The sequence below is a fragment of the Bradyrhizobium sp. UFLA06-06 genome, from assembly GCF_054820065.1.
The window spans coordinates 151888-163984 of sequence record NZ_JADFUD010000005.1; the positions used below are offsets into that span (position 1 = coordinate 151888).

Annotated in this window: 11 protein-coding genes; 3 read left to right on the forward strand and 8 right to left on the reverse strand. The window is 64.7% G+C overall.

The window, feature by feature from the left end; translation table 11 throughout:
- Positions 1-12: 12 nt before the first annotated feature.
- A complete protein-coding gene (locus tag IF803_RS06315; protein ID WP_461191612.1) occupies positions 13-1080 on the reverse strand; it encodes an ABC transporter substrate-binding protein in 1068 nt (355 codons plus the stop codon).
- Positions 1081-1269: 189 nt separating this feature from the next.
- Positions 1270-3543, reverse strand: a complete 2274-nt coding sequence (locus tag IF803_RS06320; protein WP_461191613.1) for a PAS domain S-box protein — start codon at positions 3541-3543, stop codon at positions 1270-1272.
- A 788-nt stretch (positions 3544-4331) separates the two neighbouring features.
- Between IF803_RS06320 and IF803_RS06325 the strand changes: the two genes are divergently transcribed.
- Positions 4332-5120: a hypothetical protein gene (locus tag IF803_RS06325; protein WP_461191614.1), complete on the forward strand. Its 789-nt coding sequence runs from the start codon at positions 4332-4334 to the stop codon at positions 5118-5120.
- 596 nt (positions 5121-5716) lie between these two features.
- Here IF803_RS06325 and IF803_RS06330 read toward each other — a convergent pair.
- The gene (locus IF803_RS06330) at positions 5717-6487 is read right to left on the reverse strand and encodes a gamma-glutamyl-gamma-aminobutyrate hydrolase family protein (protein WP_411780337.1); all 771 of its coding nucleotides are present in this window, start codon (positions 6485-6487) and stop codon (positions 5717-5719) included.
- Between the two features lie 276 nt (positions 6488-6763).
- Here IF803_RS06330 and IF803_RS06335 point away from each other — a divergent pair, with 276 nt between their 5' ends.
- On the forward strand, positions 6764-7900 hold the full coding sequence (locus IF803_RS06335) for an AI-2E family transporter (RefSeq protein ID WP_461191615.1): 1137 nt from the start codon (positions 6764-6766) through the stop codon (positions 7898-7900).
- A gap of 2 nt (positions 7901-7902) precedes the next feature.
- On the opposite strand, the gene IF803_RS06340 is transcribed toward IF803_RS06335, so the two are convergent.
- From IF803_RS06340 to IF803_RS06360, 5 genes are all read right to left on the reverse strand, one after another.
- Positions 7903-8139 carry a hypothetical protein gene (locus IF803_RS06340; RefSeq protein WP_304495581.1) on the reverse strand — a complete coding sequence of 79 codons (237 nt, stop codon included), beginning with the start codon at positions 8137-8139 and terminating at the stop codon, positions 7903-7905.
- Positions 8140-8183: 44 nt separating this feature from the next.
- Positions 8184-9401: a GGDEF domain-containing protein gene (locus IF803_RS06345; protein WP_057020653.1), complete on the reverse strand. Its 1218-nt coding sequence runs from the start codon at positions 9399-9401 to the stop codon at positions 8184-8186.
- Between the two features lie 249 nt (positions 9402-9650).
- Positions 9651-10127 (reverse strand): 30S ribosomal protein S9, encoded by a 477-nt coding sequence (gene rpsI / locus IF803_RS06350; RefSeq protein WP_028333930.1) that lies wholly within the window; start codon positions 10125-10127, stop codon positions 9651-9653.
- On the reverse strand, positions 10127-10591 hold the full coding sequence (rplM, locus tag IF803_RS06355) for a 50S ribosomal protein L13 (protein WP_016840522.1): 465 nt from the start codon (positions 10589-10591) through the stop codon (positions 10127-10129). The genes rpsI and rplM overlap by 1 nt, the downstream gene beginning before the upstream one ends.
- 153 nt (positions 10592-10744) lie before the next feature.
- Entirely contained in the window at positions 10745-11173 is a 429-nt protein-coding gene (locus tag IF803_RS06360) for a PaaI family thioesterase (RefSeq protein WP_028340177.1), read from the reverse strand.
- Between the two features lie 71 nt (positions 11174-11244).
- Here IF803_RS06360 and IF803_RS06365 point away from each other — a divergent pair, with 71 nt between their 5' ends.
- Positions 11245-12072 carry an enoyl-CoA hydratase gene (locus IF803_RS06365; RefSeq protein WP_461191616.1) on the forward strand — a complete coding sequence of 276 codons (828 nt, stop codon included), beginning with the start codon at positions 11245-11247 and terminating at the stop codon, positions 12070-12072.
- Positions 12073-12097: the final 25 nt, after the last annotated feature.

Here is a 12097-nt window from a genome sequence, read left to right on the forward strand (position 1 = left end):
ACGGGGGCCGAACTACACCCGGAACAGCTTCGCGTACTTCGCCTTGATCTCCTCGGACTGCACCTGCACCTGAGCCGGATCGGCTTTCAGCATTTTCAGTTTGTCGAGCGGCACGTGCCCGGCCTTCTCCTTCACCTTGGCGTGGAACGAGCGGTGCGCGAATTCGTCGGCCAGCATCTGCTGGGTCTCGGCGCTGAAGAAATAGCTCTGGAACAGGCGCGCGGCATTCGGGTTCGGCGCGTTCTTGAAGATGCCGCTGGGGACGATGATCAGCGGCGCGCCCTCGGTTGGATAGACCACCTCGACCGGCTTGCCCTGATCCTTGGCCAGCACGAGGTTATAGTCGTTGCCGTCGGCCATCACCGCGCGCTCGCCGAGCAGGATCTTTTTCGGTGGATCGGCCGCCGACTGCACCTGCATCACCCGCTGCTGAGAAAGCTTCTCCAGATACGGCCAGCCGAGATCGCGCGCCAGCACGAAGGTCGCGGTCATGATCGCGCCGGAGTAGCTCGGGTGGCCCTTGACGATCTTGCCGCGCCACTTGGGATCGAGCAGGTCGGCGTAGCTCTTCGGCGCCTCCTCGCGCTTCACCTGCTCGGTGTTGTAGCCGATCACCTCGAACCAGGCGCAGGATGTCGCCGAGGTGCCGTCGGGATCGACCTGGTCGGCCGGAAAATGCCTGGCGACGTCCTCCGGCACATAGGCCGCGAGCCAGTCGTTCTTCTTCCAGTCGAGATAATGCGCGGGATCGGTGGAATTGGCGACATCGACGGCGTTGATGCCGCTGCCCTGCTCCTGCGCGATGCGCTGGAAGATGCGCTCCGCGCCGGAGCGCTCAACGCGGACGCTGATCCCGGGATATTTCTGCTCGAAGTCACGCGCGAGACGCTCGGCCGTGTTCAGTTCCAGCGCGCTGTAGAACGAGATCTTGCCTTCCTTCTTGGCGGCTGCGATCAGCTCCGGCGTCACCGCTTCCGCCGGCGGCACCGCCGCGCGCAGCGGCTCCGCAAATACCATGCCGGCGGCGGTGGCCGCCGTCGCCTTGAGCCAGTCGCGCCTCGACCATTTGCGGTCCTGCATTCCATACTCCCTGAGATCGGGCCGTTGACCGGCCGCGGCTTTGTCGCGGGAGCTTAGCGCGTAGGATGGGTAGAGCGAAGCGAAACCCAGCGGCCACATTAGAGATATTGGGTTTCGCGAAGTTATCATCGGGCCGCGCGTTGCGCGGCCCGATTGGCTGTACCTATCCTACACATCGCTCGACGCCGGCTAAATCTTCCCCGGCGGATTCTCGCGCAGGAAGCGTTCGAGATCGGGCTGTACCGAGTAAGGCTGCGGAACCGGATCGCCCTGAAAGTCGACCTGAAGATCAAGGCAGCGCCGCAGCATCCGCGCCAGCTCGCCGCGCCGATAGGGCTTGGTGAGCAGCGGAATGCCGTGGCCACCGCGCCCCTGTTGTGCGGGCAGCACGCCGTCGCTGTAGCCCGAGGTGAACAGCACCCGCAGCGCCGGGCGCCCCGCCATCAGTGTCTCCGCCAATTGCCGGCCGTTCATGCTGCCGGGCATCACGATATCGGTGAACAGCAGGTCGAAGGCGGTGCCTCGTTTGACGATTTCGAGCGCGGCGTCCGCGTTCGCCGCGACCAGAACGTGGTAGCCGAGGCTTTCGAGCTGGCCCGTGACATAGTCCCGGATCGTAGGATCGTCCTCGACGCACAGGATCGTCTCGTCGCCGCCCCTGACGGGCAGATCGTCCTCGTCCGCCGCGCGCTGTGCGGTGCCGTCGGCCTTCGGCAGATAGATCCTGAAGATGGTGCCGCGCCCCTGCTCGCTCTTGACCTCGATGCCGCCGCCGCTTTGCTTGACGAAGCCGAACACCATGCTGAGCCCGAGCCCGGCGCCCTGCCCGACCTCCTTGGTGGAAAAGAACGGATCGAAGATCTTTTCCAGATGCGTCGGCGAAATGCCGGTGCCGGTATCGGTTACCTCGATCACGAGATGATCGCCGGCGCGCTCGACGCCGCACGCCACGGCGTCGGGAATCCCGAGCTGGATGTTGCGGGTCGCAAAGCTCAGCGTGCCGCCGTCAGGCATGGCATCGCGCGCATTGATGGCGAGATTGACCAGCGCGGCACCAAGCTGACTGCGGTCGACGAGGGCGAGCCAGGCGTTGCGGCCGAGCTCCGTCCTGATCTCGGTCTGCGAGCCCAGCGTCTGCGACAGCAGCCGGACCACCTCGCCGATCAGGTCGTTGACGTCGGTCTCGGCGGGCTGCAGCGGCTGCTTGCGCGCGAATGCCAGGAGGCTCGAGGTGAGCTGCGCGCCGCGATCGGCGGCATCGCTGATCAGCTTGGCGATCGCGGCGAGCTGCGGGTTGTCCTTGACGCCGTCGGCGAGGATCTCGATCGTGCCGGTGATCACGGTCAGCATGTTGTTGAAGTCGTGCGCGATGCCGCCGGTCAACCGCCCCAGCGATTCAGACTTCTGTGCCTGGATCAGCTGCTCCTCGGCGATCCGGCGCTGGCTGACGTCCCTGACAAAGGAATTGATGATCCAGCCATCGCCGCGGCGCAGCGCGTTGAGCGACACCTCGACATAGAACCGATGACCGTCGCGGTGCAGGCACGCCGTTTCATAGCGCATGCCCATGCCGCCGGCCGCGGTCTCCTGCAGGAAGCGGGTGATCCGCTGCCGGTGCGCAAGGCGCAGCTCCTCCGGAAACACCAGTTCGACCACCCGATAGCCGACCGCCTCGGACCGCGTCCAGCCGGTCAGTACCTCGGCCTGCGGGCTCCAGTCGAGAATGAAGCCGTCCTGGTCGGTCTGGACGAAGGCGTCGAGCGCGGTCCTGACGATGGCCTGCGCCATCTGCTCGCTTTCAACCAGCGCCTGATGTGCCCGCCGCTGCGCGGTGACGTCGTGCAGCACGGCGACCGCGCCCCGCAGATTGCCGGTATCGTCGCGCAGCGGCCGCGCGTTGACGACAAGACAGACGGCCGGTTGCGGCGGTTGCGGTTTGACGATCAGCTCGAAATCGTCGACGTCATCGCCGCGCAGCGCACGCGCCATCGGCGTGTCCGGGATCGGCATCACGGTGGTGCCGTCGGCATAATAGTTCTGGAAGGTGCGAACGCCGGTCAGGGTATCAAACCCGGGTTCGACACTGTACAACCGTCGCGCCGCGGCGTTGATGATCACGATCATCCCGTGCTCGTCGGCGACCACCACCGGATCGCGGATGCTCTCGACGGTCTTCTCCAGCAGGTGCTGCCTGCTGCCCAGCTGCGCCGACAATTCGGCAAGCGTCGCCGCGAGCTGAGCAGTCTCGCCGTCATCGCTTGAGCCGAGCGAGACCTGCTGGCCGCGCGACAGCGCCTCCGCCGCCCGCACCAGCTGGGCGGGCGTCCTGGACAGCGATCTCGCAATCACCTCAGCCGTCATCAATACCACCGCAACCGCGCCACCCGCGAGCAGAATGCCCGGCCAGGTCACGCCATGGATGAAGCCCAGCGCGAGCAGGAGCGCGGCGACGGGAAACATCATCCCCATCGCCAGACGGCCCGACAAATTCATCCCGACCAACCCCTCGTGTCGGCTGCACCGAAAATCGAAAAGGAAAAACAGTATTCGGAAAAGGGGGTCGTCGGCGCCGGAGCAAATATCCCTGTTGCTTAGCCGAGTCCGGCGCTGCAATCCGCCACTTTCGTATCCGTATTAGTACGGAGAAAGACCGATTCCGGCGCGCGCTCGATACCGGAAGAACAGCTGCGGCCTGTCGACCAGCGGGACTTTCTCGCCAGCAGCGCAACTCAACATACCGAGAATGCGCGTGAGGGCCCCGGGATACATGTCTGGCGCCACGGTCAGGCACCGGCCGAAGGCGCCATGCAGGATGCCGACATGGTCGCTTGCCGAACATGGAGCGCTCCGCATCCCCGCGTTTCAGGGTCCAGCCCGCCCTCTCCGGCGCTTGGTGACGCTCTCAACGCCGACCAACGATACCTCGACGTAATGTGCCTCGGCTCCGAGAGGCATCCGATGTTCGCGCTCGATAGCGTGAGGCGGCCGAACAGCACCCCGATCCACGAGCTCCAGCGCTCCATGGCAAGCGGTGTTCCCGATTGCGGACGAACGATATCTCGGTCAAAATCGTCGGGACAGTTCAGGAAGGGTGAGCTGATAAAAGAAAGACGATGTGACGTACAGGCCGCATCCTCATCCCTGGGAAGCTTAAGCTGCAAATACCCATCCGGGTCCCGTTGAATGTTAGCGCGCCGAGGAGCGGATCTGCTCTCAAGGCGGGTGACCTTGCATTTGATACGGAGCAAAAAATGCATTCCATGCTGGATGACAGAGGCGCGGAAGGGCGGCTCGCGAGCTTGGAAGAGCAGCTTTCGAACCTCGCGCGCGAAGCAGGAGTCACTCCTTCCGACCCGCCGACCACCATGAAGGCGTTTCGCGCGCCGCTAGCGACGGTTCATCGATTGGTGGATTGGCGCCACCTGGCTGTTGTCGGTACTGTGTTGGCAGCATGCATTGGTGGCGCTGCTTGGTGGTGGTCGTCACCCGTTGATACGGCGATGGTGGCCTCCTCCGGCCCCCCATCGCCTCCTGCGCAAACCCCGCCGAAAGACGCCGCGCCGAAAGACGTTGCGCCGACTGCTGCGGCACTTTCTTCCGACTTGGCGCAGCAGCTTCAACCGATGGCGCGCGATCTCGCTGCCTTAAGGCAAGCGGTCGAACAGCTTGAGGTGAGGCAGGAACAATTGGTCCGCGACCATAAAAACGTCGCGAGCCAACTCGAGGCGAGCCAAGCAGAAATGGCGCGCAGCAAAGATATCATCGACCAGATCAAGGCGACCCAGGATCAGATGGCGCGCGAAAGCGAGACGGTCACCGAGCGGCTCAACGCAAGCCAGGAACAGCTGGCTGGTGTCATCGCCAACGCCGCAGAGCCAAAGGTGAGCTCCGAACAGCCAACGGTAACCCCGGAAATACCACTGCCGCGCCCGCGGCCGTCGGCCAATGTTGCCCAGACACGCAAACCGGCGCCACCCCCGGCGCGGCCGCACGCCACCGCCAAACCGCAACCGTCGGCATGGCCATGGTCAGTGCGCTAATGCCGTGACGTGCTTGCTTCCTGCGCGCCATCGACGCGGCAACGGCCCATACCTGCATTTGTGATCAATGAAGCAACACGAAGAGGCCGCTGGCGCTGGTCAGCGGCCTCCTGAACCTGATCTCAAATGAACGTCTTGGTGGTAAAATCTTTGCCTCAGGTCCGCCATTATTAAACGGGGAATTCGCCACACAGTGAAGTCCCAACAGGTGCGATGCTCAACGGAACTCTTGTGACGTTGCGGGGACAACACACTTTGCGTTCGTGACGCCCGGATTTGGGGACGATCTATTCACCTGCCGCTCGGCTCGCGCGGATTGGCTCAGGAAAGCCCCGCGTCTTTCATGGCTTCCCAAACCGGCGAGACTGGGCTTGTTTGTCACCGTCTTCACAGACGACGCCACACATTCGCTGTCGTCCCTGCGAAAGCAGGGACCCATAACCACCGATGGTCATTGTTGAGCAGTGCTGCAACGACGAGTCCCCTCCACTACAACCGCTGCGGAGTATGGGTCCCTGCTTTCGCAGGGACGACAGCGCGCTTTTTGAAGACGACGTCGTGACTAGACGCGCAGGGACGATGGCGGTGAGACCATCCTACGCCGCCCGCCGCCGCTCGCGCAGCGCGTCGCCGAAGGCCTCGAACAGGGCGCGGTTGATCGGATTGCGCTGCGGATCGTATTCGGCGTGCCACTGCACACCCAGCGCAAAACCCGGCGCGTCGGCGATGCGGATCGCCTCGATGGTGCCGTCCTCGGCGATGCCCTCGATCACGACGCGCTTGCCGGGCTCGAGGATGCCCTGGCCGTGCAGCGAATTGACCCGAATGGTCTCCCGGCCGAGGATTCTTGCGAACGCACCGCCCGGCGTCAGTGCGACGTCGTGACGGTCGGCGAACACAACGGTCGGGTCAGGATGGATTTCACCGTTCTCGAGCCGTGGCATCCGGTGGTTCATGCGGCCCGGAATCTCGCGGATCTCCGGATGCAGCGAGCCGCCGAAGGCGACGTTCATCTCCTGCAGGCCGCGGCAGATGCCGAAGATCGGCACGCCGCGCGCGACGCAGGCTTCCGACAGCGCCAGCGCGACGTCGTCGCGATGGATGTCGTAAGGCTCGTGCGCGGCACACGGTTCGGTGTTGAAGCGCGTCGGATGAACATTGGCGCGGGCTCCGGTCAGCACCACGCCGTCAACCACGTCGAGCAAGGCGCCGACCTCGGTGATTTCGGGGCTGCCCGCGAACATCAGCGGCACTGCGCCCGACACCTCGGCAACCGCACGAAGGTTGCGCTCCCCGACCATCTGGACTGTGAAACGATTTTCGATGCGATGGGCGTTTCCGATCACGCCGACCACGGGCCGTCTCATTATTGAAGTCTCGCGCAATGATTCTTCTAAGTTTGCGACGTTGCGGAGACGATCATGCCTTCGAGTTCCGGCCGGATCAACTGTCTATATCTGCACAGGGGGCCTTGCAGTCCTGCACAGATTCGCGCCCCTCGGGACCCAGAGCCGGCCAGATGCCCACCAATCGCGCCCGGCGCCGCGGCGCGTCAGCGGCAAACCGGCACGCTCCCGCCAGCTTGATCCCGGCGGGATTTTCGCCAAAGACTGCTTCGGACCGTCGCGAAGGGGGAATCACCCGTGACAGACTCGGCTGACAATCGCCTGCAGGCCCGCAACGACTTGGCATGGGCGATCGCCGTCGGCGGCATCGGCGTGGTGCTGTTCGCAGCCCTGCTGACCTTCGCCTGGCATTTCGCCGCGACCCTGTTCCTGCTGTTCGCGGGCATGCTGCTCGGGGTTGCCCTCAATGCCATGACCACCCTGCTCGGCCGGCTGACCAAGCTGCCCCACGCGCTGCGGCTTGCGATCGTCTGCCTGGCGATGGCCGGGCTGCTGTCCGGCATCGTGTTCCTCGGCGGCACCACGATCGCGCAGCAGGCCACGGTGTTGAGCAACACGATCAAATCACAGCTCGGCAGCGTCAAGGACTTCCTCGAGCAGCACGGGGTCGACACCAGCTATCTCGATTTCACAAATGCCGCCGGCGAGGCGAAGGGCGAAGGCAGCGCCGTCACGACAACGACGACGACACCCGCGCCGTCCCAGTCCCATGGCATCCCCGGCGCCGGCGCGCTGGCCTCAAGCGGCGGCGCCATCATCAGCCAGACGCTAAAGGTGCTGCTCGGCACCGTCAGCGTCGTCGGCAACTTCTTCATCGTGCTGTTCCTCGGGCTCGCCTTTGCGGCCCAGCCAAGCATCTACCGCGCCGGGCTGTTGTTCATCGCGCCGGCGAAGTACCGCGCGCAGTCGACGGTCATCGTCGACCGCATCGGCGAGACGCTGGAGCGCTGGCTGATCGCGCAGATCATCACGATGACGGCGGTGTTCCTCGTCACCTGGATCGGGCTTGCCATCATCGGCATTCCGAGCTCGTTCATCCTCGGCATCCAGGCCGGCCTGCTCGCCTTCATCCCGACGGTCGGCGCGATCCTCGGCGGGCTGATCGTGGTGCTGGCGAGCCTTGCGACCGGATGGATCGCGGCGCTCTCGGCCTTCATCCTGTTCCTCGGCGTCCACGCGCTGGAAAGCTACGTGCTGACGCCGATCATCCAGCGCCAGGCGCTCGACATCCCGCCGGCCACGCTGTTCGCGTTCCAGATCCTGCTCGGCGTCGTGTTCGGCATCTGGGGGCTGGCGCTGGCGCTGCCGCTGATGGCAATCGCCAAGGTGATGATCGACCACTTCAAGACGGAGGATCCGGCGCGGGCCGCGTGACGTCAGGAGAGCAGCAGCACCGTTCCCGCGACCATCAGCATCACGCCGGCCAGCATCACCACCGGCCAGCGACTCTTCGGCGGCTGGTATCGCCCCTGCGCGCGCCGTTCGGCGATCAGCGCGGTCTCGTATTCATGGGAGTCCGAGAACAGGCAGGCGAAACCGCTGCGCGCCGAAACCGCATCGGCTTCGAGCGACATCAGGGCTGACTGCGGATTACGGGTGCGGATCGACTCCATGCCCGAAAGCATGGGATTGAATGGTTAACCGCTCGTTACCGCGCTCATGCCCGGACGCTCGCCGGCTTTTGTCGCGCCGAAGCCGGCAGGCCCGCGGTCTTGCGCCGCCAGTTCTCCAGCGAGAGCGGCAATTCCTCCGCCGCCTCGACGCGGTTGCGGCCGCCGCGCTTGGCCTGGTAGAGCGCGGTGTCTGCCGAGGCCAACAGCACCTCGAGCTCGGTCCCGGCGGGGCCGCCGGCGACGCCGATGCTGACCGTGGTGTCGACCGCGCCTTCCTCGCAGGTGATGTTGCTGTTCTCGAAGGCTTCGCGCACGCGCTCGGCGACCAGCACACCCTCCTCCAGCGAGCACGGCAGCAGCGCCGCGAATTCCTCGCCGCCGATCCGGCCCGACAGATCGCTGATCCTGAGACTGTTGACCACGACAGCGGAGAACAGCTTCAGGATCTCGTCACCGGCGGGATGGCCGAAGCGGTCGTTGATCGACTTGAAGTGATCGATGTCGAAGATCATCACGGTGACCGGCCGGCCGGCAATGGACTCGCGCTCGATCACCCGCGCGCAGGCCTCGGTGAAGCCGCGGCGGTTGAGCATGCCGCTCAGGGGGTCGATCGACGCGGCCGTCTTGTGCACGGCCACCGCGCGGTCCGACACCATCATGAAGATCACGAACACGGTGCCGATCGCGTACAGAACGAGCTCGATCGAAAACAGCGTGACCCAAAAGCTGGATACGAAATTCTGGCCGTTCAATCGCAGCAGGTCGCCGACCAGGATCGGCAGCATCAGGACGCAACCGTGCGCGACCGGGATGACGATCGCGAGCCAGCGCCGCTGCATCGCGCGGCGGCGCTCGCTCCACAGCTCGGAGGCGGTCAGCGCGGCGTAGATCGCGACGATCCCGGCGCCGATCGTCAGGCGCATCGCGGGATCCTCAACCGTCGTCACCGCCCCGATCCATGCGATCGGGCCGAGCACGAGGCCCAGCAAATTGGCCTTGCGGCCGTGGAAAATGCGCGCGGCATTCCAGACCAGGCCGCAGGCGGCGAAGCCGATCGCATTGAGGCCCAGCAGAACCATCGGATCGAGCGTCGAACTGCCGACCGTCCAGACCGCGACCGAGGCCGCGCCGAGCAGATAGGCGGTGCCCCACCATTTCAGCGCGGAAATGTTCTCCTGCCTGCCGAACAACCACAGCATGGCGCCGAGCATGCCCGCGACCATGGTGGCGAACAAATAAAGTGTCGATGGATCGAACGACATAAACTCACCCCAGCCCGGTGTGATGCAACGTTCGCAGGCGCAAATAAATACGGTGATGCAGCGCCACTGCGAGCCCGCAAGCTAGAAGGTGCGAGTTCCAATTTCGTTTGCACGCAGGCGCAAGTTTTCATGAAAAACTGCGCTAATTCGCGCCGAAGCACGGCCGGTCGGACGCAGCAAAAAGGGCGCCTCGCGGCGCCCTCTGCAACTCGATGCTTGCGGCAATTGCCGCCAATTTTAGAACTCGAATTAGCGCTTCGAGAACTGGAAGGACTTGCGGGCCTTCGCCTTGCCGTACTTCTTGCGCTCGACCGAGCGGCTGTCGCGGGTCAGGAAGCCGCCCTTCTTGAGGACGCCGCGCAGCTCGGGCTCGAAGTTGGTCAGCGCCTTCGAGATGCCGTGCCGAACAGCACCGGCCTGGCCCGAGAGACCGCCGCCGGCGACGGTGCAGATCACGTCGTACTGGCCGTTACGGGCCGCAGCGACCAGCGGCTGCTGGATCATCATGCGCAGCACCGGGCGGGCGAAGTAGACTTCGAACTCGCGGGTGTTGACCGAGATCTTGCCGGAGCCGGGCTTGACCCAGACGCGGGCGACCGCGTCCTTGCGCTTGCCGGTGGCGTAGGCGCGATTGTATTTGTCGACCTTCTTGACGTATTTCGGCGCGTCGGGCGCGGCCGGCTTGACCTGCGAGAGCTGGTCGAGGGACTGCAACGTATCGGACATTATGCGGCCCTCGTGTTCTTGCGATTCAGGGAAGCGATATCGACCTTCTCGGGGCTCTGCGCTTCATGCGGATGATCGGCACCCGGATAGACGCGCAGATTGCCCATCTGCATGCGGCCGAGCGGACCGCGCGGGATCATGCGCTCGATCGCCTTCTCGACGACGCGCTCGGGGAAGCGACCCTCGAGGATCTGCTTCGCGGTGCGCTCCTTGATGCCACCGATGAAGCCGGTGTGCTTGTAGTAGGTCTTCTGGTCGCGCTTGCGACCGGTCAGCACCACATGCGCGGCGTTGACGATGATGACGTTGTCGCCGCAATCGACATGCGGCGTGTAGGTGGGCAGGTGTTTGCCGCGCAGGCGCATCGCGACGAGGGTGGCGAGACGACCGACGACCAGACCCTTGGCGTCGATCACGACCCACTTCTTCGTCACTTCGGCGGGCTTGGCCGAGAACGTGCTCATGTGTGAAATCCGTGAAAAGGAAATCGGCGCCGTATGCGCCGAACTGGGCGGCTTTCTAGAGAAGCCGCGATCGCGCGTCAACGCCCACGCGATCAAATTACACCAGCGAAAACAATGGCTTGTAAATATGGTGCAATAATACCGTAGAAAAGCCTATTGATTCGGAATGGAATAGGTCGCCGTGACATGGGCAATGGGATCGGGAGACGAGCCGGACAGCAGGTTGACCTCGCCGACCGCGAGCCGCTTGCCGAGCTTGAGCAGCCTCGCCACCGCGAGTACGTCCTGCCCCGGCTGGCCCTTGCGCAGGAAGTTAATGTTGAGGTTGGTGGTCACGGCAAGGCCGACCGGCCCGATCGCCGACAGCAGCACCACGTACATCGCGAAATCTGCCAGGCCCATCAGGGTCGGCCCGGACACCGTACCGCCCGGCCGCAGCATGCGCTCGCTGAAGCGCTGGCGCAGCAGGGCCGTCTCGCCGTCGGCGCTTTCGATCCGGACATCGTCGTGGACGAACGCCTGCGGGAATTCCCTCCGCAGGAACTCCTCCACGTCAGCCACGCTCATTTTCGCTGTCGCCATGCCGTCCCTGCCCTCGCTTCAGCCTGCCTGTTACATTAAGTTGTCACAGAGACCAAAGTGGAATTTTCATCATGTCCGCCCAAGCCGCCCGCGCCGAAGCGCCGCAACGCCAGCCGATCCTGCTGCGTGAGACCATCGGCAGTATCGCGCTATTGACGCTCAATCGGCCCGGAGCGCGCAACAGCCTCTCCGAGGGCCTGATCGCCGAGCTGCACGCCGCGTTGAACGAGATCAGCGGTGAAAAGCGCATCCGCGCCGTCGTGCTCGCCGCCAACGGCCCGGCGTTCTGCGCCGGCCACGACCTCAAGGAGCTTACCGCGCGCCGCAGCGATGCCGACCGCGGCCGCGCCTATTTCGCGCAAATCATGAACGCCTGCAGCGCGATGATGCAGGCCATCGTGCGCCTGCCGAAGCCGGTGGTCGCATCCGTCCAGGGCATCGCCACCGCGGCCGGCTGCCAGCTGGTCGCAAGCTGCGACCTCGCGGTCGCCTCCGACGCGGCGGCGTTTGCGACGCCGGGCGTCGACATCGGGCTGTTCTGCTCGACGCCGATGGTGGCGCTGTCGCGCAACGTGCCGCGCAAGCAGGCCATGGAGATGCTGCTGACCGGAGAGCCGGTCTCGGCGGCAACGGCGCAGAGCATCGGCCTCGTCAACCGCGTGGTATCCGCGGGCACCGAACGCGACGCCGCGATCGCGCTGGCCGAGAAGGTCGCGCTGAAATCGGCCTACACCGTCAAGCTCGGTAAGGAAGCGTTCTATCGCCAGGCCGAGATGACCCTCGCCGACGCCTATCGCTTCGCCGCCGAGGTGATGACCGAAAACATGATGGCGCGCGACGCCGAGGAAGGTATCGGCGCCTTCATCGAGAAGCGCGATCCGAAGTGGCAAGACAAGTGACGACCTGAGGTCGTCATTCCGGGAT